The sequence below is a fragment of the Pedobacter metabolipauper genome, assembly GCF_004362715.1.
Classification (GTDB): domain Bacteria; phylum Bacteroidota; class Bacteroidia; order Sphingobacteriales; family Sphingobacteriaceae; genus Pedobacter; species Pedobacter metabolipauper.
On sequence record NZ_SNYC01000003.1, the window covers coordinates 211,202 to 233,211 of the forward strand.

A 22,010-nucleotide genomic window follows, 5' to 3' on the forward strand; every position below is an offset into this window, starting at 1 on the left:
AAAAACTGGTACCATTGGACTATCCGGCAATATAATACTTTTGGCGAACATACATCAGCATGGAACTAGAAGAACTTCTTTTACAAATCGTCAGTAATGATGAAATACATTCCCGTTTTTTAAATACACTATCCTTACAGGAAAATATAGGGGCGAGGAAGATCTCAGCAAATGAGCAGCCGGATACTTCTACCTATATGGTGCTTAAACATGCTGCTGAAGAGCACAGACATGCTTTTTATCTTAAAAAGCAGCTCATTAAGCTTGGTGAAAAGGGTTGTCCTACTTACGAGCCGAAATATCTTCTGGCACCATACAGCAGCAGATACTATTTAAATAAACTGGATCTTTTAACCAGCCGGTATTTAAGGGATCATTTAAAACTGGAACGTACCGCACTTAAATTTGGGGCTTATCTGCTGGTTACCTATGCCATAGAGCTTAGAGCAGATGAACTTTACCCGGTCTACCAAAGTATATTAAATAAAACCCGCAGTAAGGTGAGTGTACGTTCTATTATCCTGGAAGAGCAGGGGCATCTGGAAGAGATGATCGTGCAGCTGAAAGCATTTTCTCCGGAATGGGAAGTTCATGCGGGGTATATCGTTTTATTGGAAAAGGAGTTGTATGAAAACTGGATCAAAGATTTAGCGGCTGCATTGTAATGAATTGGGATCCGGCAGTAACAATGCGTACTAAACTGAACTTAAGGGCTGCTGAGGGCACCCTGCGTAAGCTGGATGTAACCCATACGCGGTTTGATTTTAGCTCTAATGACTATTTTGGTTTTGCACGCAGTACTGAACTGCAGCTGTTGATTGCTGATGAGCTCAGGAAATATCCTGAAGCCCCGCTTTCGCTGGGTGCTACCGGATCAAGATTGCTGAGCGGTAATACCCCATTTGCAATGGAACTGGAGCAGGAGCTTGCAGGATACCATGGTGCAGAGAGCGGATTGATCTTTAATTCCGGCTATGCGGCTAATGTATCGCTTTTCTCCAGTGTACTTAAAAAAGGAGATACAGTGATCCATGACGCTTATATCCATGCTTCAGTAATTGATGGGATCCGGCTAAGTACTGCACGGCGGCTTAAGTTTAAACACAATGATCCCGAAGACCTGGAAAAGAAACTTAAAGTAGCAGGCGGACCATGTTATGTGGCTGTAGAAAGTGTGTATTCAATGGATGGGGACACCGCCGATCTGGCAGGTATCGTAGCACTTTGCCGGAAGTATGCAGCACATTTGATCGTAGATGAAGCCCATGCATTTGGGATTTATGGAACCGGACTTGTTGATCAGCTGCACCTTCAGGATGCCGTTTTTGCACGGGTTGTTACCTTTGGAAAAACGCTCGGATTATCTGGCGCAGTGGTACTGGGAACAGGATTGTTAAAGGAATACCTGGTCAATTTTGCCCGTCCGTTCATTTACAGTACGGCGATTCCATTTTTACATCTTTTATCTATCCGGGTAGCTTACCGGTATTTCTTAACCACGCAAGACGTGAATAGAAAAATACTGCTTGAAAAATGTGAACTGCTGAAGTCAGGTTTATCGGAATCCGATCGGTTAAAAACCAGCAGGAATAATTCGGCCATTCAATGTCTGTATACAACTGGTAATGAAGAGGCAGTAAGGTACAGTTGTGAGCTACAGGAAAAAGGCTTTGATGTAAGGGCAATCCGTAGCCCTACAGTTCCTAAAAGTACAGAACGTCTCCGGATCTGTGTTCATACCTATAATACCAATCCGGAGATTCTTGAATTGTGCCATCACATCAGCCAATTAACAACCATAAGATGAAAGATAAACCTTTATTTGTTACCGGAATAGGTACAGACGTTGGAAAAACAATTTGTTCCGCGGTATTGTGTGAACAGCTGAAGGCGGATTACTGGAAGCCGGTTCAGGCTGGTGATCTGGGTTTTACAGATAGTGACCGGGTGAGGAAAATGGTACGTAACCCGTTAACAAAGATCCATCCCGAAGCCTTCCGGTTAAAACTGGCTGCATCCCCGCACCATTCTGCGCTGGTGGAAGGTATAGAGATCTGCCGGGAAAGTTTTAAACTTCCGGAAACTGACCGTCTTTTACTGATAGAAGGAGCAGGAGGCTTATTTGTACCCTTATCCAGTTCTTTCTTTATGATAGACCTCATCATCCAGTTTGAGGCAGAGGCTGTTTTGGTAGTGAGAAATTATCTGGGCTGCATTAACCACACCTTACTGAGTATAGAAGCCCTTAAGCAAAAGAATATTGTACTAAAATATATCGTGCTGAACGGGAATTTTCCGGAAGCAACAAAAGCGATCATCCTGGAACAGTTTCCTGAAGAAACTACCCTTATAGAGATTCCTGAATTTTAGATCAGATCAATAAAATAGAAAATATGGATACAATTAGAAATGACTGGAGCATCCAGGAAATAAAAGACATTTATCATCAACCGGTGTTGGAATTGGTTTACAGGGCGGCGACGGTACACCGTAACTGGCATAAACCAGATGAGGTCCAGGTATGTACTTTATTGTCCATTAAGACTGGCGGTTGTACAGAAGATTGCGCTTACTGCGGACAAGCTGCGCGGTACCATACCGGGATTCGTGTAAAATCACTAATGTCTAAAGAAGATGTAGTGGCCATTGCACAACGTGCAAAGGACGCTGGTTCATCACGTTTCTGCATGGCTGCGGCCTGGCGGGAAGTTAGGGATAACCGTGATTTTGAAACCATTTTAGAGATGGTTGAAGGCGTGAATGATTTGGGCTTGGAAGTATGCTGTACACTTGGTATGCTCACCGAATCCCAGGCAGGGCGTTTGCAGGAAGCCGGATTATATGCGTACAACCATAATCTGGATTCATCAAAAGAATATTATAAAGAAATTATCAGCACCCGGACGTATGATGACCGTTTAAATACACTAACTCATGTACGTAAAGCAGGTATTACGGTCTGTTCAGGTGGTATTATCGGATTGGGGGAAAGCCATGAAGACAGGATCCAAATGCTGCATACCCTGGCTACCTTACCAAAACATCCGGAATCTGTACCTGTAAATGCACTGGCAAGGGTACAGGGAACGCCATTGGCAGATCTGCCTAAAATAGATTCCTGGGAGATGGTGCGCATGATTGCAACGGCGAGGATCTTAATGCCGAAATCTATGGTTCGTCTTAGTGCTGGCCGCTCAGAAATGACTACTGAAGAACAGTCCTGGTGTTTTATGGCAGGCGCAAACTCAATCTTTACAAGTGAGAGTGAAGAGCTGCTGGTTACACCTAACCCAAGGCTGGATGACGATCGTAAAATGTTTGATCTGTTGGGCTTGAAGCCAATGGTTAAAGAAAAGGTTGAAAATTCAACGCTATAGCATGACATTAACTGAAAGAGATGCCCGAAATATTTGGCATCCTTATACGCAGCAAATGGGCGCTTTACATCCTGTACCCATAATAAGGGCTGAGGGTTGTTACTTGTATGATGAGCATGACAAAAGGATCATCGATGCGGTTTCTTCCTGGTGGGTAATCCTTCATGGACATTCTCATCCCTATATTGTTGCGCGTGTAACTGCACAGCTTAAAAAACTGGACCAGGTTATTTTTGCCGGGTTTACCCATGAGCCTGCTATTGAACTTGCAGAAAACCTGCTGGCTTTACTTCCGGATGCACAGGAAAAGGTTTTTTATAGTGATAATGGTTCAACAGCGGTCGAAGTTGCCTTAAAAATGTGCCTGCAGTATTGGTACAATCAAGGTATCCCGCGCAGAAAGGTCCTGGCTTTTAGAAAGGGGTACCATGGCGATACTTTTGGCGCCATGTCGGTAAGCGGCAGAAGTGCATGGACCGCTCCGTTTGATACATTGCTGTTTGAAGTGATCTTTATAGATACACCCACACCAAAAAATCTGGCATCAGTTAAGGCATTAATCTCCGGATGTGCCGAAGAAATAGCATGTTTTATTTATGAACCCCTGGTTCAGGGCTCTGCAGGGATGCTGATGTACAATGCTGAAGACTTAGATCAGTTGATGGCACATTGCCGTGCTGAAGGGATCTTAATGATCCAGGATGAAGTTTTTACAGGATTTGGCCGTACGGGTAAAAACTTTGCTGCGGATCACCTGGAGGAACAGCCTGATCTGATGTGTTTCTCTAAGGGACTTACCGGCGGAACTATGCCGCTGGGTATTACTACCTGCACATCCGGGATCTATGAAGCTTTTTTATCTGAAGATAAAATGAAAACTCTTTTTCACGGACATTCCTTTACGGCAAACCCACTGGCCTGCACCGCTGCATTGGCCAGTATTGAATTGCTGAAGAAAGAAGATACACAACATGCTATTGAGCGAATCTGTAAGCAGCATGGTACTTTTTTGCAAAAGATCAGTTTGCACCCAAAGGTTCGGGAAGTCCGGCAAACGGGAACCATATTGGCTATAGAATGGGAGACAGGAGATCGCAGTTCGTATTTTAGCCAACTTAGAGATCAGTTGTACCTTTATTTTCTGGAACATGGAATACTCATGCGGCCATTGGGCAACGTCATTTACATTTTGCCTCCCTATTGTATGAGCAACGAAGATCTGGCAGAGGTCTATGAACGTATTGAAGGGGCACTGGATTTTTTTAGCAGCAACATTTAGTGTGTTTTCATCCGATGCAATTTTATAACCCTGGGTGCCATAAGTTTTTAGTGGATTGTTGAAAATCTGATTTGGCAAACCAAAAAGCCAATTGTCCATCGGAAATGGTCATGTTTTGTAAATCTACTTTATAGGTTTCTGATCCCTGATCGATAAATACAAAACAGTAATGTGCCAGCTTGTGTGGTTGAAGCAACTTTTGCAGGATGTCATCTGGTAAGGCGATCGCACAGTTTTCATTTACCGTGATTAATAATTTGTCATGGTGCTTAATCCGGTCTAGTAATTCTTTAGTTTCTTGCAATGCCATTTATATATGCACAAAGATAAATCGTTATTTCTATTCACCAAATATGGCTGTATTTAGTGAGTTACATTTGCAGAAATTCCGATACTACGGAAGCTTTTTCTCTACAATTTACGAACAGGCTTATCATACCATTTCAATGCAAATATATTTAGAACCTTACTTTTACATAGCGGTGTTACGGAAGCTAAACTTATTCCCGCCAGATTTTAATTGGTAAGTCTTTCTTTTCCAAATAAAAGTGCCGGTTGTTTGCTCAGGCAGATCGATCTGAATATCCCATTCACTGCCCTTTAAGGTATAAGCCACATCTACCTTGCCACCTGGATGCGGCATTGAGCCACTAATTGATGTGATGTCGCCAAGGTGGGGGACGATTTTTATTTTTTTAAACCCAGGTGAATCACTGTCTATTCCGAGTAATGTGCGGTATATCTCAATATTCGGACTGGCACCCCAGGCATGGCAATCTGATCGGCTGTGCAGCACGTCCGGCTCTTCGGCCCATGTGGTAAGTCCCAGATCCATATTACTGCGCCATGCATCCAGCCAGGAAAGATAATCATTACCGCGACCCGCCTTAACAAGTGCCATGTGCATATAATATCTGAAATAAATAGAGCATTGCGTAAGCGTGGTATCGTTTAGCATTTTCTTTCCCAGCTCAGGCCATTGCTCTTTTGGTGCGGCACCCGTTAATATTGCCAGACTATTGGTATGCTGTGAAAAGGTGTTTTTCTCTACTGTTTCTGCAAAAAGCTGTTTGGATTTGCTCCAGTACTTGCTGCGTATCGTCTGTATAAGTTGAGTTGCCTTTTTACTATATAAATCTGCAATAGCCGGCATTCCCAACTGCGCTTCCATTTCTGCGCCCCATTGGTATGCCCAAAGCAATTGGAGATCAAAACCCGCTGAGCTGCCGTCAGTACCCTTTGGCGGTCCGCCGGCACTCCACCCATTACGGCCTGCCCAGTCCATAAAAGTCCAGAATGGAACATCTTTTAATGAACCGTCTGCTTGCTGGTATCTACCGAAAAAGTCAAGTATAGCACGGGAGCCGGAAAGCTTATCCTTTACAAAATTTTGATCATTGCGGTACATCCAGTAATCGTGCAGCATTCCAATATACCATAATGAAAAGCCAGGTATCACCTGGTTTTCACGGCTTGGCCAGCGGCTTTGCGTTACGCCTTCCGGCAGACGGGAATGATCTATCTGGCTGATTGCATTGCGGGCCAGTGTATCATTCCCTGCATTGAAATAAGATACCATTGCCTGGATCCGGGTATCACCTACATATTGAAGCTGCTCATAATAGGGGCAGTCAAAATAGGTTTCTACAGCGCAAAGCCGGGCGGTGCGCCATCCAATTGAGACTATCTTTTTAATTTCAGCGTTGGTCGTATTCAGTGTGGCCTTTAATTTAAAAGGGTAACCTGTAAATGTTCCGTAAAGGTCGTTGATGGTAAGTGGGTCGTTACCTGTTCTGATGCTGACTTGTATATAACGATAAGTACGATAGTTCAGGGTAGTAAATGTTTGGTCAGCTTTGCCATTGGCAATGATACTATCTGCGCGACCGGAAAAACTCTTACCTTCTACTTCGTTACGGTTTCCTTTTCCCCTTCCTGTTTTATTATTCTCCAATAGTGATTCTGCATAACGGATGGTGACACTACCATCCTTACCACCGCTGCAATTCAGGTTGAGGTATGCATTGGTCAACGTATCCTGGTCCAGCAAAAGGGTTACCACACTTTGGGCAGGTACCGTAAGTGCAACTTTATTTTTTGGAAATCCGGAAGGAACATTCATTCCCGTCGCTTTGCGCAATGTTGAGATCCGCTGGTAGCTAAGCTCCATCTGCGGTAAAGATGAAGGAACCAGCATTAATCCAAATCCATCGGTTTTACCTTTCGGACGTGCCTGTGATAAGTCTTTTGCGAATGGCCATTTGCTGTCGTCATAATTATTTTTATTCCAGTCGCCCAGGGCCAGGTTCATGTCAACGATTTCTCCCTTGGTCGCTGCATAGGGAAACCAGCCAGGAAATGGCTGATGTGATTTATCATTGAAGCATCTCCAGCTCTTATTGGTGTTTACGACATCCTCGGCTTTGCTGCTTCCTTGAAGCATTAGGGCAGTTCTGAAGCTGATCTGTGCTACAGGCTGGTAAGGACCTTCGTTAAATACCAATGCAGCAAGCGTGTTTGCTCCTTGTTTGAGATATGGTGCAAGATCCACAGTTTCATAGTTCCAGTTATAGGTGTCGCCACGGGCAGGCCCCATGCTAACGAGTACTTCGTTTACATAAAGTTTATACCTGTTGTCTGCAGAAACATGTACTTTAAAAGAGCCAGGTTTAGAATCTAAAGTAATGGTTTTACGGAAATAGTAGACGCCATATTCTGTACCCGTATTGCCCTGGGTACCTATCCAGTTTGCTGTCCAGCTATGCTGCGGACCGGCCTGTACCTGTGAATATACGCTGAAGGAAAAAAATGGTGATATCAGTAATAATAGTAAAACGCGGTAAAATGTAGATTTGAAACAAGGAAGCATGACGAGTGGGTTATATTCACAAGTATAGATATTTTTCATGATGTGTTCAGTATGTGAAACACTTATCGGGTTTTATTTTTGTAATAAGTGATCCTGTTTTAAATTAAGACCGGCTGTATTGTTTTGGCTTCATTCCCAGATGTTCTCTAAAGACTCTTGAGAAATGGCTAAGGTTTGTAAAACCGAGTCTATAACCCACATCAGAAACAGATAGCTTTTCATTTTTCAATAATATCGCGGCTTCTTTCATCCTGAATTCCTGATAGTAATTAAATATGCTGCTGCCGAAAATTTGCTTGAATAAACGTTTCAGTTTGGTGGGACTCATACCTGCATATACTGCCAAATTATTGATGCGCGGTGGAGTTTCCGGATGTTTAAGGATTTCTTCTTTTACTTTGTAAATAGTTTGTATATCCTGAGTATTTAAATCATAAAGACGTTTTTCATCTCGCTTTTCCAGTTCTATTAATAGTCTGCAAATCAGTTCTTCTGCTTTTACCCTCAGAAAAAATAGTTTGAAAGCTTGATCAACCGATTCTGATAGGATTTCATCCACAATTTTCTGTAAAGAAGGATAAATCAGTTGTTCGAATAGTAAGGGCTGTGTATTTTGTAACAGGCTCTTTAAAACCGGTGATTTTTCTGACGAGTCGAACAGGCCGTTTAAATAACTGACGTCTACGTCTATATTGATCGTCGACATGTTGGTATGGATAGGAATAATTACTTCAGGATTTAAACTTTTTGTCGCAATTAAAACCGAAGGTGTCTCTGCTAAGTGATTGCCCTCCCGTTGTGCCGCTGTTTTATTGAAAATGTTCCGGAACTTAAAAAGGATCGTTCTCGCAGAACCATTAACATCCGGATTTTCAACAAGCAAGTCTTCATTGAGTTCATAATTAAGGATCAGCATCCGGATATTCTCATTAAATACGAATCCTGTACAATACCCCTGGCCAAATTTTTCAGGGATATCTAATCTGTTGTTTTTTACTTCTGTCCCTAATAAACGAGCAAGCCTTTGCAGAATATATGGCTCTGATTGTTTTTTCATAGAAGTCTTTTACGACTGTTTTTGAGTCTAATGTGATTATTTTATCTCTAAGATAAGCATCAATTTCGTATTATAATTGAAAATATAGAATCATGTTAATGAAAAATAAAAAAGTGGCCGTCATAGGTGGCGGTCCGGGCGGATTAACTTTAGCCAGACTTCTACAGCTTAAGGGCGTCCATGTAAAACTATATGAACGGGATGCTAACCCAGCTGCCCGTGTTCAGGGTTCACCACTTGATCTGCATGAGTCATCGGGATGGGAGGCACTGCGCAAAGCAAATTTAGTAGCTGCATTTCAAAAGAGTATCCATCGGGGTGCAGATAAAAAGATCATCGTCAATGAACGTGCAGAGATTATTTTTAGCGACCACGAGGCCCAATCAGATGAAGATCCTGACAGTGAAACTATCCGTCCTGAAATAGACCGCGGTGCATTAAGAAAAATATTTTTGGAGTCTTTACAACCGGAAACTGTAGTATGGGACAGTCAATTTGTTTCCATGGAGAAAGAAATTGAAGGCTGGATCTTACATTTTAAAGATGGTTCATCTGATTACGCAGATCTTGTAATTGCAGCTGATGGTGCTCATTCGAGAATCCGCCCGTACGTCACAGCTATCAAAGCTTTTTATTCCGGTGTGACCATGGTTGAAATCAATATCGACAATGCAGCAGTGGCAATACCGAATATCCATGCCATGTTAAAGGGCGGTAAGATCATGGCTTTTGGAAATGAAAAGAATATATTGGGTGGTCAGAAAGAGAATGGTGGCCTGGGGTTTTATTTAAGCTTTAAACCCAATGAAAACTGGGCTTCAAATAGTGGCTTGGATTTTTCTGACAAAACACAATTGCTGGCTTGGTTTGAAAGTGAGTACAGCGAATGGAGTGACATCTGGTATGAATTGTTTGAAAATGCATCAATGCCTGTTATACCGCGTCCAATTTATTGTATGCCCCTGGATCAAACATGGGAAACCCTGCCCAATTTAACTTTACTCGGAGACGCCGCACATGTTATGCCGCCATTTGCAGGTGAAGGCGCAAACACAGCTATGTTTGATGCTTTAGAATTGAGCGAATGTTTAACGTCTGATCAATTTCACAATTTGCAGGAAGCCTTATTTTTTTATGAAGTGAGTATGCGCAAAAGGGCAGCGGTAGCCGCAGAGCAATCGCTTGAAAATGGCAAAAGGATGCATGCTAAAGACGCGCTCGGAAAAATGCTGGCTGTTTTTGGTATAAAGTAACTCTTAATATTCAAAGTCATTACCACTGGTTACGGGGCAACCATAAGATATTCTTCAGATCTTCTTTCTTTGTTTTCCTGGTATTCAATGGTGTAATATGTGAAATAGATATTAAAATACCTGTTATCGCTGGTATAGAAAATATTCCGATTCTAGTGGATATAAATAGCAGTTTGATATAATTACAGGCGACCTCGGTCCAGAACCCTTTTAACAAAAAAAAGCGACGTCTGGAGCAACGTCGCCTTTAATTAAGAGATAAATCTCTTGTACACCCAATAGGATTCGAACCTATGACCTACGGTTTAGAAAACCGTTGCTCTATCCAGCTGAGCTATGGATGCATTTCCTTATTTAGGAGGGGCAAATATAGAATTTATGATGGAAATGCGCAAATCTATTTAAGATTTATTGGAAAAATATCTGCACCATTAAATGGCTATTTTCTTTTGCGGGAACTGCTCTGCATGCGTCCGGATCATATGAAGTATGTAATCATTTGAGGCAAAGGGCTGTAACGCTGATTTTAATTGTCCGGGTTCATGAATATCGGCATAGTTTGAGATGTAGCCCATGCCGTAAAATTTGCCTTGCTCCACCAGGAGACAGCTTTGTTCATCCTCATTTCTGCCTTTATCAATCACTGCAAACGTTGGAAGCATCGTTTCCAGTTGTTTGATCGCATATTTTACGCGTACGTTATAAGATGCGGCTGATTCTTTATGGACACAGGCACCCGCACAATTTCCTTCTTCATGTGCCGTACAGGCTTGCCGGTTCTTTTGAATGAAACACAGTTTTTCACAAAGCAAGTGCTCTTTGATCAGCAGCTTTAAAAGATTATGTCCTTCCAATATGGTATTAAAACTGTAAAGTGCAGGCGTATGCTTTCTGTGCTTGTCAATACCTAACCTGAAATAGCCGCTCTGGTCTTCAAAAACATACAATCCATATTTCTGTTCAAAGCGCTTTAACGCCCGGTTGTTCTCTGGCCAGTGTTTTTTAATCTCAGATTCCTCTAATATAAAAGCCATTAGTTCGGTACCGCAAACTTCAAAGTCTATACTGTGAATGTCCTTTAAGAAATTCTGACGCTGCCTCCCGGTATTTGTGCCCGTAAAGTGTGAGCATACCCTTTTTCTAATGCTCTTTGCCTTGCCAATATAAATGATCTTTCCTTTCTGATCCTTGAAATAATATACCCCCGGACAAAGTGGCAATTTATCAATCTGTGCACGCGATAAATTAGGAGGGAGGGCCTGTTCTTTAGAATTCCGGCTCAGCATCTGGCTGATGATGCCTTCATGGTCACTTTCCAGCAGGAGTGTTAACAATTCGGCAGTAGCCTCTGCATCCCCACCGGCACGATGCCTGTTATTGATGCCAATATTTAAGGCGTTGCAAAGTTTTCCCAAACTGTAAGAACTGTGCCCCGGAAGTATTTTACGGCTTAAACGTACCGTACAGATTTTTTTACACTGCAAATCGAACCCGCTTAAAGAAAGCTGGTGTTTAATGAATGAAAAATCAAAATTAACATTGTGTGCCACGAAGATCTTGTCGTGCAGATAATTGTAAATGATCTCAGCTACTTCACTAAATACCGGCGCATTTCTAACCATAGCATTACTAATGCCTGTTAATGCTTCAATATACTCCGGGATATCCTGTTGGGGATTGATCAGGGTTTCATAGCTGTCAATTATCGATACGCCATCATGTACCTGTATGGACAACTCAGTGATCCCATTTCCGGATGCAAAGCCACCTGTGGTTTCGATATCTACTACTGCATATAACACGTTGTAAAGATGCTAATAAATTTAGTAATTAGCCAAATAATTTATATGTATCAATATTATTATTGATTAATTCGTCTCTAAATCAAATCATGGCATATTAATAGTGCACTATTATGCAAATGAGTAAAAAAAATGTCAAGGAAAATATTAGCAGTTGATGATGATAGCGATATAGTCGATATCATTAAGATTATTTTGGAGGATGAGGGCTATGAAGTTTCCACGTTAACAAGCGGAAAAAACGTATTGAGTGTCATTTCTTCTTTAATGCCGGATTTGATCCTGCTCGATGTGATGTTGGGTGGAATGGACGGCAGAGAGATCTGTAAAGAGATAAAAGAGCATGATTTGTATAAATCAATCCCTATCGTGATGATTTCTGCAAGCCATAACTTACATAACATTCTGGAACAGCCCGGATCTCCAAATGATTTTCTGGCCAAACCATTTGATATCGATAGTTTGATCAATAAAGTGAAAGCACAGCTTGCCGCATAAAACAAAACTGTACTAATTAATGTAATTATAGTACTAAATTCTGTATGGCGATGCGTTAGCTGGTTTCAATCTTAATTGGATTGCTGAGCAATCTATGGATTGGGCATTTATCTGCAATCTGCATCAACCGCTGATGAACATCATCTGAAAAATCTCCTTTAAGTTCTATCTTACGGGTAATGGTTGTTTCCTTACTCATTTCCTCTTCCTTACAGATCGCTAAATCTATTTTAATGCTGTCGAGGTTAATCCCTTTACGGTCGGCATACATCCGGATCGTTATTGCGGTACAACTTCCCAAACTTGCCAGAAGTAATGCTCCCGGGGTCATACCCTCATCTGTTCCGCCCACCTCTTCAGGTTCATCCGAATAAATGAAATGTCCACCTGCATATACCTTGGTTTTATAATGTGACCGGTCCAGTTCTGTAACTGCTGTAATTTGGTTGTTCGCCATAAATTATATTAAAATGATAAAACTACCAATATTTAACAATAACTTGTTATGTATTTAAAACTAGTGAAACATTTTTTGTGGAGCTTTGTTATGGATATAATAAGCCAAATATGAATATGTTAAGTAATTGTCTAAACTTCCAGTTTGATGTTCAGGGTAAACCTGTTAACGGTTTCTGTATGCAGATACAGGATGATTTTCATGAAACGTATGCAGTCATTGTAGACGGCTATCACTCTTTTTGTGTATGGCTGGATGCATCAGCTACCTGGAGAACGTCCAGGCATACCAGTGTTGAACCTACCATTTTAGCACAAATATTGAATAAGCTGAGTACCAGTAAGCAGCTCGCTTAACTTTCTTTTTATCCAAAGAACATATAGCACAATCCAATGGCGGTACATACGCCTACCAAATCTGCCAGCAGCATCGCACCAATCGTATATCTTGTATTCTTAACATTTACTGCTCCGAAATAAACAGCGATTACGTAAAACGTAGTATCTGATGATCCCTGGAGGATGCTGGATAATCTGCCCGCAAAAGAATCTGCACCATGTGTTGTAATGGTATCCACCATCATGCCCCTTGCACCGCCTCCGCTTAAAGGCTTGATCAGCGCAGTCGGGATCCCGTCAATGAACCTGGAGTCTGTGCCCAGAAAGGTACATACACTTTTTAATCCATTGATAATGATGTCAAATGTACCGCTGGTACGTAACAGGCTGATTGCAATTAACATCCCTACCAGGTAAGGAATGATCCGGATGGCGGTCTCAAATCCGCCCCTGGCACCCTCAATAAATGCATCAAATACATCGATCTTTTTATACACGCCTCCCAGAACGATCAGCAGGAATATAAACAGCAATAAGCCATTACTCAAAATTCCTGAAAAAGACTGCAGCTCTGTGGTGCTTAATTTTACAAGATATAGAACCAGTAGTGCGATTACAATTGAAATTCCAAGTACCCAGCTTAATATGGCCGGTTGAAGGATGTTGATCTTCTGCTTAAACGAAACGATCAGCATGGCTGCCATAGTGGCTACGAAAGTAGCAATCATGCAGGGAATGAAAATTTCTGTAGGGTTTGCCGAGTTTAGCGATGCACGGATGGCGATGATGCTGACCGGGATCAGCGTTAATCCGGACGCATGTAAACACAGGAACATGATCTGCGCATTGGATGCGGTGTCTTTACTGGGGTTTAATTCCTGCAGACTTTCCATCGCTTTCAATCCGAAGGGAGTGGCCGCATTATCCAGTCCCAATAAGTTTGCCGAGAAATTCATTACCATGTGCCCGGTAGCCGGATGGCCTTTTGGAACGTCCGGAAATAGTTTGGAAAAGAATGGCCCAATGATCCTGGACAGTAAACGGATGCCTCCTGCTTTTTCTGCGATACTCATAAAGCCCATAAATAAAGCCATGATACCGATCAGTTTCAGACAGATATTAACTGCTGTCCAGCAGGTTTCAATCACGCCGTCAATCTTTAATGGGTTGGCTGCATCGTCTGCTTTACCAATGATCATCCAGTTAAAGATGTCTGTTTGTCCAAAAAAGAAACACTTAATACTTGCTACAACGATAGCTACAATAATAAATGCAGACCATATTCTACTTAATGCCATTAGACGGTTTATTTTTAAGGTGTTAATGTAGGGTTTTAAAGCAATATTCCATTGCTGAAACTTAAAATAATTTGATTCCCATCCAGCAATCTGAAATTTGCGTTTGCGTTGAAAATAATTGTACCCTCAATGGTATAAGATCCCAATGAATGCATTTCATAACCATGACAGTAGCTTAAATCACCAATATCCTGGATTGTGTAACATTTTCTGGTGCTGCTCCCATTTTCATTGGGCAGTTCATCATAGTTGATACCGATACTTACCCATGTTCCATTTAAAAGGACCTGATGGATCAGGATATGAAAGATCTGCTTATCATTTTTTGGGATGCAGAAATAATTTGAAGTTTGCTGTTCCAGGTAAGTTCTTTTGGCGATGGACCGTAACCCTGATAGAATAGACAGAAAGTAATATTTTCGGATCTGTTGCTTTTCAGGATCGCCAGCCAGTCCGCCTGCTTCGATCAATATCGTGGCAGTGCCTTCTTTTTGAAAGTTATCACCAAATGCCCTTGGTTCATATTCATCATTGAACAGTCCAATGTGTCCGGGAAGGATTGGGTCTATTGCTTTAAAGATATCGGCAATAACCAACATTGCTCTTTCCCTGGTCTCATTGATCGATAGACTTTCGTCTAATGCAGGAGCGAGGAAAGAAAGTGTGGCCGGTTTCTGGTTGTGCTTTACACTCCATAAGGTAGTTTGATCATGCAGATTGAATCCGAAATGCGGGTCAATATCTTCCCTGCATTGTTTTAAAAGGAGCGCCTCTGCACTTACAGTTTGTAAATAATCGCGGTTAATATCAATCTGCTGAGCATTTCTGCGAGTAAACCTTTCTGCTCCATCCGGATTAACCATAGGCAGCATATACAGGGTACAGCTTTCTTTTAGAAGATTGACATCATCTGAGAACTGTTCCTGCTGTAAAAAATTGAACAGGTCCAGGATTGCCATTGTGCCGGTAGCTTCATCGCCATGCATCTGACTCCAGATAAAGATCCGGGTAGGACCAGAACCCCATTTTATGAGGCTGATACTTCTGTTTTCAACAGAGTTACCCTGCAGACCTACCTCAAATTCTGATGGTAAGTCTGCAAGTAACCGAATTACATCTTTATGCTTTAAAAAGCGGTCAGTGACCGATGATTCAATGAATGTAGAATATCGATCCAGTACGACTGCTGTTTCCATTGATCTTAAGGCTTCTCATCGGTTAGTTCAAAACCCCATGTTCTTCCTTTTTCTGTTGCTGGTATACCATTAACCATCCATACCGGGGCTTTTGCGCCTTTAAGATAATAGTCAAAGAATTGCTGCTCACGAATCTGGATATCTTTCCGGTTTTGACGCTGTACCAGGTTATGGGCCTCATTATTATAGTTTAATAACCATACTGGCTTGCTTAATCTTTTTAAACCAGTGAACATTTCTATACCCTGATACCATGGCACAGCTCCATCCGCATCGTTAGACATGATCACTACCGGCGTATTTACCTTGGGTAAAAAGAACAATGGAGAGTTTTCTATATACAGATCTGGTTTTTCCCATAAGGTAGCGCCAATTCTGCTTTGTGTTTTTTCATACTGGAACTGCCTGTTCATACCGCTTTCCCAACGGATTCCGCCATAGGCTGAAGTCATGTTGGCAACTGGTGCGCCTGCCCATGCAGCAGCATACATATTGGTTCTGGTAATGAGGTGTGCCACCTGGTAACCACCCCAGCTCTGACCCTGGATCCCGATCTTTGTTCCATCTACCCATGGGTTTTGCTTTAAGGATTCTACTCCGGAATTGATAAATTCTTCTGCGGACTTGCCCGGATAGCCCGTTTCGTAGCTAATGTCTGGTGCAAATACCAGGTAACCATTACTTACAAAATAAGAGATATTTAACCGGGATGGGGTAGGTGCAGGTGCCTGGTAAGTGTATAACCCTTCTGATAATTTTTCATAGAAATATACGATCATCGGGTATTTTTTAGCCGGGTCAAAATCTTCTGGCTTGTAAAGGATCCCTTCGGATTTAAATCCTTTTGGTGTAGTCCATTTTACCAGTTCTGCGGTACCCCAGTTATAAGTTGCCTGTTGCGGATTGGTATTGCTTAGCTTAACGTCTGTTTTAAGATCTGCAGAAACAAATACATTTGGTGAATTGGTATAATTGCTTTTATCAAAAATATAGCGTTCGGCATCTTTAGCTTTTACCAGGTTTGAATATTTCATTTTGGCCATTACCACAAGCTCCGGGTTTTTGCTGTCGCCAATGTTCTTTTTGTAAAAACCGTTTTCTTTGGTGGTATTGTTAAAGGCATCCAGCCAAACGATTTCTTTTTTTCCGATGAAACGGCTTTCAGGATCGGTCTTTTGATAACGGAAAGTGATGGTGCTTTGTCTTCCAAATCCGTTGGTGATATTTTTGGCTGCAGTTTTTCCATCCGGAGAAAATTCCCAAATGTCGTAACGATCATATAACAATACGGCTTTATCGTCTTCAGTCCATGCAGCGATGCCATATGGAGATGGATCATCTGGTACATCATTATCCTCATCAACAAATTTAACGGACATTCCATTGTTCAAATGGGTTATTTTGGCAGTTTGAAGGTTGTAAGTATACCAGTTACCGGTTTTCTTATCAAAATAGATCACATATTTTCCCGAAGGGGATGCCATTGCATTTCCGGAAAGACCTTCAATGATCTTCTTTCTTGCCCCCGTCTTTACGTCAACCAGGTAGTAATCGCGGATGGATCCGGCTGTCCATTGCGACTGGATCCTGTTTCCGAAATCGGTTGACGCCAATACGAAGTTTGAATTTCCTTCATTGATCGGGCTTGCTTCAGGAAGTTTTAGATCGGTTAGCGGTATTATTTTAGCATCTCCATCAAAGATGTCAATGGCTGTTAAATACGTTCTCTTTGACTCTCTGTCTGCATTTTTCAGCTGCATAGGCTGCAGGTAATCATCTTTATATCCCCAGATGTCGAGTTTTGCATTTTCAAAATCCACTAAGGTGGTATCTTTTGGTGTTTTAACTGGTGCAATGCCAAAGAAAAGCTTAGTGCCATCTTTGCTAAAGTTTAATCTGCCTTCTCCGCTTACGGCCCATTTAGCAGGCATTCCTGGAATGTCAGCATCAACCAGAATTTGTGCTGTATCCAGCGACAGGGAATTATAGTATACAAAGTAATCTTTGATCTCTGCTTTCTCCGGGCTATTTTCTCCGAGAAAGGCCAGGGATTCTCCTTCGTCATCAAATGCAAATCCTTTAAAGTTGCCTTTGCTGTTTACCAGGGTCTTAACGGTTCCTTTTACAGTATTTAAAACGAAGACACCGGTAGCGGCTGCTTTATCTTTTTTAGATCCGGTAGATGCAAATACCAGTTGCTTGCCATCTTTTGTAAAGCTATATTCAGTAACATATTTGAATGTACGTTCCACACCAGTTAACAGGTTCCTTACGATCAGATCTGTACCTTCCTGTTTAGCAGAAGCTCCGGGAACTTCATCTGCCAGATAATCTTCATCATCTTTTTTTGGTACAGTTCCAGCTGCAGGGCTTGTTTTCTTTGCCGTATCTATTGGTTTTTCCAATTGATAGGCAAGTAGTGCCATGCCTGTTTCAGGAATTTTAAAGGATTTAACTTTTGGAATCTTTACGATTGCAAGCGTAGTAAGGTTGGCAATGCCCAGGGTATCTTTGGTCATTTCATCCGGCTTTTTCTTTTTGATCTTTGCCAGACGGGTTTCTTTATAAAATGGTTTTATGGTAAACGCAGCAAATTTAGAATCTGCACTAAATGCTGCACTTTCAGAGCGGTTTACTTTGATCTTCGAATTGCTAAGGAGGTTTGATAAATATAGGGTGCCGTCACCTTCCTGCTGAGCTATTCCAAACGCTGCCCAATTTCCATTATTTGACAGTTTTTTTGATGAAATAGATTCCCAGGAATCATAAACTGTATGGTTTAATGGCTTTTTTTGCGCAAAGCTTGCGCCGCCCAAAAATAATAAAGCAATGGTAAGATATTTCTGCATGTTTTAAGATTGTTTTTATCCCGGTTTATTGTCTAGCCTTAAAAATTGCAATTTTTTACCGGATTCTTATCATTGTACGTCAAATTTTACATTTTATCTATGCCGGATATCCTAAGGCGTGCGAAATTTTATTAAATGAAAAGCCTCCAATAAGTATTTGCTTATTGGAGGCTTTCAATTTATGTTGCTTTAAGACAGCATTATTTTTTCTTTTTTTCCTGCGTTTTAACCTGTTGCTGCTGACGCATATAGTCGTCCAGTCTGGTTTGAAACTTAGATTTCTTTTTTTGTTCTACCGGTTTTGTTTTATTTTCCTGCAAGGTTCTATGGATCTTTTCATCATCTACCATAGATTTGATCAGGAACTGTTGTGCAAAGGTCAACATATTCGCCAGGAAGTAGTAATAGTTTAATCCTGATGGATAGCTGTTCAGTACACCCAGGAATACAATTGGCATGATATAACCGATGTATTTCATTTGTCCGGTTGCTCCGGAGATCTGGTTGTTAAAATAGGTATAGATCAGTGTAGAAACCGTCATCAGGATACACATTAAACTCAAGTGGTTACCCAGGAAAGGAATATCTACCCCAAATTTAATGAAATCATCATAGGTTGACAGATCCTTCATCCATAAGAAACTTTCGCCTCTCAACTCAAACAGGTTGGGGAAGAAGAAGAAGAATGCCATTACAAATGGTAACTGAAGCAGCATCGGTAAGCATCCGCCCATAGGGTTAACACCTACCTGTTTATACAATTTTAAGTATTCCTGTTGCAGCAGGGTAGGATTATCATCACCAACTTTTGCTTTGATCACATCCATCTCCGGCTTTAAAATTCTCATTTTAGCCATAGAGATATATGATTTATACGTTAACGGCGACATGGCCAGTTTAAGCATAATTGTTAAAACAAGGATGATCAAACCATAGTTCCATCCAAAACCTTCTAAGAAGTTAAATACCGGCAATACGATGAACCTGTTGATGTATTTTAGCGGCCAATAGCCCATATCTACTTGTTTCTCCAAATCATACCCCTGAGCCTTTAAGGTAGAGAACTTATTTGTTCCAAAATAAAAGTCCATGGAGTAGTTCTGCGCAGCAAGCTGATTGAAAGGCATGATCATATTTGCACCGTACCATTTTACCTGTCCCGGAGCTGTACTTACCTTAACCTCCAGATTTCCTTTTTCAAAAGGTACTTTAGGAATTAATACCGCAGAGAAAAAGTGCTGCTTGAAAGAGAACCATTCGATCTTTCCTTTTACCAGATCTTCTTTTTCATCTTTAGCAACGTTCAGGTGGTCTGGGTTTTCATTTATGTATTTGTAATATGGAGCTGAGTGCTCCATTTCCTTTTTAGCTGATTTTTCCTGCTCCAGTAAGGTTGCTTCCCAGTTTAAAGAAATGGTATTTCCCTGAACCACCTGGTTTAAGCCATTAAGGTTGATGTTTAAGCCAACATTATTGCTTTTGCCTTTTAAATCGTAAACGTATTCTATGTATTTATCTGCAGCATAGTTTGCACGCATGCTTACTGCTGTGCCGGTTTTTGCTGCCGTAAAATAAAGGTCATTGGTGCTTACTATTTTTCCGCCGATATTTAAGTTCAAACCAAACTTGTTTTGGTTCCCATTAAATAAGATCACTGGTTTACCATCATAGGTTTTCTGTCCTTTAACCTGTACGGACAAGATCCTTCCACCTTTGTTGGTAAAGGTTAGCAGTAAATTTTCATTTTCTAAAATGGTGGTTTGCTCGGTACCAGAAATGTTTCCTCCAAACGGACCTTTTAATACCGCAGAATCAATAGCAGGTGTAACTGCTGCTGCTTTAGCTACGGGAGTAATTGTTTTATTGGTGTTGGCTTTTTTCGCAGAATCTGCAGCAATCCGTTCATTTTCTTTTTTCATCTCAGACTCACTTGGTCTGAAGAAATAAACAGAACCTGCAAGAACGATCATAATCAGGAACAATCCTGTAAATGTATTTCTATCCATTATTGTTATTTAAAACGCGTATTATTTTGTTTTCTTCTTTGCAAACTCCATCGCAGCGGCGACAAATTTAACAAAAAGTGGGTGAGGATTAGCAACTGTTGATTTTAATTCTGGGTGAAATTGTCCGCCAACAAAGAAAGGATGGTTTTTAAGCTCAACGATTTCTACTAAATTGCTTTCGGGGTTAACACCTGATGCGATCATTCCTGCATCTTCATATTTTTTCAGATAGGCACTGTTAAATTCATAACGGTGTCTGTGACGTTCATTGATGTGTGTTTTACCGTAAGCACCATAGGCTTTTGTGCCTTTTTTAAGGTCGCATGGGTAAGAACCTAAACGCATGGTACCACCTTTAGTTGTAATTGTTTTTTGATCTTCCATCATATTGATTACCGGATCAATGGTTTCTTCATCAATTTCAGTTGTGTTGGCAGTTTTTAAACCAAGAACGTTACGTCCAAACTCAATAACAGCACATTGCATACCCAGGCAGATTCCAAAGAAAGGCACTTCATGCTCACGCACGTATTTAATGGAATCGATTTTTCCTTCAATTCCGCGGCTTCCAAATCCCGGAGCAACCAATACGCCGTCTAAATGCTGTAGTTTTTCTTTTGCGTTATCCGGATAGATCTCTTCAGAATGGATATATTCCACACGTACCTTGCACTCATTCTTGGCACCTGCGTGGATAAAGGATTCTATGATCGATTTATAGGCATCTGGTAACTCTACGTATTTTCCAATTAATCCAATGGTAACCTCTGAAGTTGGGTTTTTTAAACGGCCTAAGAAATCCTTCCAGCTTTCCATATCCGGCTCGTTTTTCTGAGGTAGTTTTAATTTGCTCAGCACTGTTTTATCCAGTTGCTCTTTCATCATTAACAACGGAACTGAATAGATGGTAGAGGCATCTGCAGATTCGATCACTGCATTTACGTTTACATTACAGAACAGGGCTATCTTTTTACGGATGTCCAGGTTCATGTGTTTTTCGGTTCTGCAAACCAGGATGTCTGGCTGAATACCATATTCCAGCAAGGTTTTAACGGAGTGCTGTGTTGGTTTTGTTTTAAGTTCTCCGGCTGCTGCCAGGTATGGGACAAGGGTTAAGTGGATTACAATCGCATTATTTGCACCTGCTTCCCATTTAAATTGTCTAACGGCTTCAATAAATGGAAGGGATTCAATATCACCTACGGTTCCTCCCAATTCAGTGATCACAATATCATAAACACCGGTATCACCAAGGATACGCATGTTGCGTTTAATCTCATCGGTGATGTGTGGAACTACCTGTACCGTTTTACCCAGGTACTCACCCTGGCGTTCCTTATTGATTACATTTTGATAGATGCGGCCTGTAGTAATGTTATTGGCCTGCGAAGTGGGTACATTTAAGAAACGTTCGTAGTGACCAAGGTCAAGATCGGTTTCAGCACCATCTTCTGTTACAAAACATTCCCCATGTTCGTAAGGGTTTAATGTTCCCGGATCAATATTGATATACGGGTCAAACTTTTGGATGGTTACACTGTAGCCCCGTGCTTGTAGTAATTTGGCTAGTGAAGCGGAAATGATGCCCTTACCCAAAGAGGAAGTAACACCGCCCGTAACAAAAATATACTTAGTCATGTTTGTGATTTTCTGATATTAAAACAGTTTTTTACTGCTGTTTTATTGTTTTTGTACGGGATACAAAGTTAGCAAATAAAACCAAAGCGTTAT

At 41.3% G+C, this 22,010-nt stretch carries 18 protein-coding genes and 1 tRNA gene; 8 read left to right on the forward strand and 11 right to left on the reverse strand.

Annotation, left to right across the window (positions count from 1 at the left end; genetic code table 11):
* Positions 1-59: 59 nt before the first annotated feature.
* The 5 genes from ATK78_RS00975 to bioA are packed head-to-tail and all read left to right on the forward strand — an operon-like array spanning position 60 to position 4,656.
* Positions 60-665, forward strand: a complete 606-nt coding sequence (locus ATK78_RS00975) for a hypothetical protein (protein WP_133574199.1) — start codon at positions 60-62, stop codon at positions 663-665.
* Positions 665-1,807: an aminotransferase class I/II-fold pyridoxal phosphate-dependent enzyme gene (locus ATK78_RS00980; protein WP_133574200.1), complete on the forward strand. Its 1,143-nt coding sequence runs from the start codon at positions 665-667 to the stop codon at positions 1,805-1,807. Before ATK78_RS00975 ends, ATK78_RS00980 begins: the two co-directional genes overlap by 1 nt.
* Complete coding sequence (gene bioD / locus ATK78_RS00985) at positions 1,804-2,370, forward strand: dethiobiotin synthase (RefSeq protein WP_133574201.1); 567 nt, start codon at positions 1,804-1,806, stop codon at positions 2,368-2,370. Before ATK78_RS00980 ends, bioD begins: the two co-directional genes overlap by 4 nt.
* Before the next feature lie 23 nt (positions 2,371-2,393).
* Positions 2,394-3,377, forward strand: coding sequence for a biotin synthase BioB (bioB, locus tag ATK78_RS00990; protein WP_133574202.1), 984 nt, complete (start codon positions 2,394-2,396; stop codon positions 3,375-3,377).
* Position 3,378: 1 nt separating this feature from the next.
* Positions 3,379-4,656: an adenosylmethionine--8-amino-7-oxononanoate transaminase gene (gene bioA, locus ATK78_RS00995; RefSeq protein WP_133574203.1), complete on the forward strand. Its 1,278-nt coding sequence runs from the start codon at positions 3,379-3,381 to the stop codon at positions 4,654-4,656.
* A gap of 22 nt (positions 4,657-4,678) precedes the next feature.
* Here the strand turns inward: bioA and ATK78_RS01000 are convergent, their stop codons facing one another.
* The 3 genes from ATK78_RS01000 to ATK78_RS01010 form a co-directional block, all read right to left on the reverse strand.
* Entirely contained in the window at positions 4,679-4,966 is a 288-nt protein-coding gene (locus tag ATK78_RS01000) for a hypothetical protein (protein ID WP_133574204.1), read from the reverse strand.
* A gap of 162 nt (positions 4,967-5,128) precedes the next feature.
* Positions 5,129-7,564, reverse strand: coding sequence for an alpha-L-rhamnosidase-related protein (locus ATK78_RS01005; protein ID WP_243732398.1), 2,436 nt, complete (start codon positions 7,562-7,564; stop codon positions 5,129-5,131).
* Positions 7,565-7,628: 64 nt separating this feature from the next.
* Complete coding sequence (locus tag ATK78_RS01010; protein ID WP_133574205.1) at positions 7,629-8,582, reverse strand: helix-turn-helix transcriptional regulator; 954 nt, start codon at positions 8,580-8,582, stop codon at positions 7,629-7,631.
* Between the two features lie 98 nt (positions 8,583-8,680).
* Between ATK78_RS01010 and ATK78_RS01015 the strand changes: the two genes are divergently transcribed.
* Entirely contained in the window at positions 8,681-9,835 is a 1,155-nt protein-coding gene (locus ATK78_RS01015; protein WP_317126180.1) for an FAD-dependent oxidoreductase, read from the forward strand.
* Positions 9,836-10,105: 270 nt separating this feature from the next.
* Here ATK78_RS01015 and ATK78_RS01020 read toward each other — a convergent pair.
* Both ATK78_RS01020 and ATK78_RS01025 read right to left on the reverse strand, forming a co-directional pair.
* Positions 10,106-10,179 (reverse strand) — tRNA-Arg (locus ATK78_RS01020).
* A gap of 87 nt (positions 10,180-10,266) precedes the next feature.
* The gene (locus ATK78_RS01025) at positions 10,267-11,637 is read right to left on the reverse strand and encodes an exonuclease domain-containing protein (protein ID WP_133574207.1); all 1,371 of its coding nucleotides are present in this window, start codon (positions 11,635-11,637) and stop codon (positions 10,267-10,269) included.
* Positions 11,638-11,769: 132 nt separating this feature from the next.
* Here ATK78_RS01025 and ATK78_RS01030 point away from each other — a divergent pair, with 132 nt between their 5' ends.
* Positions 11,770-12,135 (forward strand): response regulator transcription factor, encoded by a 366-nt coding sequence (locus ATK78_RS01030; protein WP_133574208.1) that lies wholly within the window; start codon positions 11,770-11,772, stop codon positions 12,133-12,135.
* Positions 12,136-12,190: 55 nt separating this feature from the next.
* On the opposite strand, the gene ATK78_RS01035 is transcribed toward ATK78_RS01030, so the two are convergent.
* Positions 12,191-12,592, reverse strand: coding sequence for an OsmC family protein (locus tag ATK78_RS01035; RefSeq protein WP_133574209.1), 402 nt, complete (start codon positions 12,590-12,592; stop codon positions 12,191-12,193).
* Between the two features lie 116 nt (positions 12,593-12,708).
* Here ATK78_RS01035 and ATK78_RS01040 point away from each other — a divergent pair, with 116 nt between their 5' ends.
* Positions 12,709-12,948, forward strand: a complete 240-nt coding sequence (locus ATK78_RS01040; protein WP_133574210.1) for a hypothetical protein — start codon at positions 12,709-12,711, stop codon at positions 12,946-12,948.
* 8 nt (positions 12,949-12,956) lie between these two features.
* Here the strand turns inward: ATK78_RS01040 and ATK78_RS01045 are convergent, their stop codons facing one another.
* From ATK78_RS01045 to ATK78_RS01065, 5 genes are all read right to left on the reverse strand, one after another.
* Positions 12,957-14,228 carry a nucleoside recognition domain-containing protein gene (locus tag ATK78_RS01045; protein WP_133574211.1) on the reverse strand — a complete coding sequence of 424 codons (1,272 nt, stop codon included), beginning with the start codon at positions 14,226-14,228 and terminating at the stop codon, positions 12,957-12,959.
* Between the two features lie 35 nt (positions 14,229-14,263).
* Entirely contained in the window at positions 14,264-15,424 is a 1,161-nt protein-coding gene (locus tag ATK78_RS01050; RefSeq protein ID WP_133574212.1) for a M14 family zinc carboxypeptidase, read from the reverse strand.
* Positions 15,425-15,429: 5 nt separating this feature from the next.
* Positions 15,430-18,273, reverse strand: a complete 2,844-nt coding sequence (locus tag ATK78_RS01055; RefSeq protein WP_133574213.1) for a S9 family peptidase — start codon at positions 18,271-18,273, stop codon at positions 15,430-15,432.
* A gap of 200 nt (positions 18,274-18,473) precedes the next feature.
* Positions 18,474-20,279 (reverse strand): membrane protein insertase YidC, encoded by a 1,806-nt coding sequence (gene yidC, locus ATK78_RS01060; protein ID WP_133574214.1) that lies wholly within the window; start codon positions 20,277-20,279, stop codon positions 18,474-18,476.
* Between the two features lie 21 nt (positions 20,280-20,300).
* A complete protein-coding gene (locus ATK78_RS01065; protein WP_133574215.1) occupies positions 20,301-21,917 on the reverse strand; it encodes a CTP synthase in 1,617 nt (538 codons plus the stop codon).
* Positions 21,918-22,010: the final 93 nt, after the last annotated feature.

Bases quoted from the DNA above. Each gene is read 5' to 3' on its own strand.
- ATK78_RS00975 (WP_133574199.1), top strand. From the start codon at position 60: ATGGAACTAGAAGAACTTCTTTTACAAATCGTCAGTAATGATGAAATA.
- ATK78_RS00980 (WP_133574200.1), top strand. From the start codon at position 665: ATGAATTGGGATCCGGCAGTAACAATGCGTACTAAACTGAACTTAAGG.
- bioD (WP_133574201.1), top strand. From the start codon at position 1,804: ATGAAAGATAAACCTTTATTTGTTACCGGAATAGGTACAGACGTTGGA.
- bioB (WP_133574202.1), top strand. From the start codon at position 2,394: ATGGATACAATTAGAAATGACTGGAGCATCCAGGAAATAAAAGACATT.
- bioA (WP_133574203.1), top strand. From the start codon at position 3,379: ATGACATTAACTGAAAGAGATGCCCGAAATATTTGGCATCCTTATACG.
- ATK78_RS01000 (WP_133574204.1), bottom strand. From the start codon at position 4,966: ATGGCATTGCAAGAAACTAAAGAATTACTAGACCGGATTAAGCACCAT.
- ATK78_RS01005 (WP_243732398.1), bottom strand. From the start codon at position 7,564: ATGAAAAATATCTATACTTGTGAATATAACCCACTCGTCATGCTTCCT.
- ATK78_RS01010 (WP_133574205.1), bottom strand. From the start codon at position 8,582: ATGAAAAAACAATCAGAGCCATATATTCTGCAAAGGCTTGCTCGTTTA.
- ATK78_RS01015 (WP_317126180.1), top strand. From the start codon at position 8,681: ATGAAAAATAAAAAAGTGGCCGTCATAGGTGGCGGTCCGGGCGGATTA.
- ATK78_RS01030 (WP_133574208.1), top strand. From the start codon at position 11,770: ATGTCAAGGAAAATATTAGCAGTTGATGATGATAGCGATATAGTCGAT.
- ATK78_RS01035 (WP_133574209.1), bottom strand. From the start codon at position 12,592: ATGGCGAACAACCAAATTACAGCAGTTACAGAACTGGACCGGTCACAT.
- ATK78_RS01040 (WP_133574210.1), top strand. From the start codon at position 12,709: ATGTTAAGTAATTGTCTAAACTTCCAGTTTGATGTTCAGGGTAAACCT.
- ATK78_RS01045 (WP_133574211.1), bottom strand. From the start codon at position 14,228: ATGGCATTAAGTAGAATATGGTCTGCATTTATTATTGTAGCTATCGTT.
- ATK78_RS01050 (WP_133574212.1), bottom strand. From the start codon at position 15,424: ATGGAAACAGCAGTCGTACTGGATCGATATTCTACATTCATTGAATCA.
- ATK78_RS01055 (WP_133574213.1), bottom strand. From the start codon at position 18,273: ATGCAGAAATATCTTACCATTGCTTTATTATTTTTGGGCGGCGCAAGC.
- yidC (WP_133574214.1), bottom strand. From the start codon at position 20,279: ATGGATAGAAATACATTTACAGGATTGTTCCTGATTATGATCGTTCTT.
- ATK78_RS01065 (WP_133574215.1), bottom strand. From the start codon at position 21,917: ATGACTAAGTATATTTTTGTTACGGGCGGTGTTACTTCCTCTTTGGGT.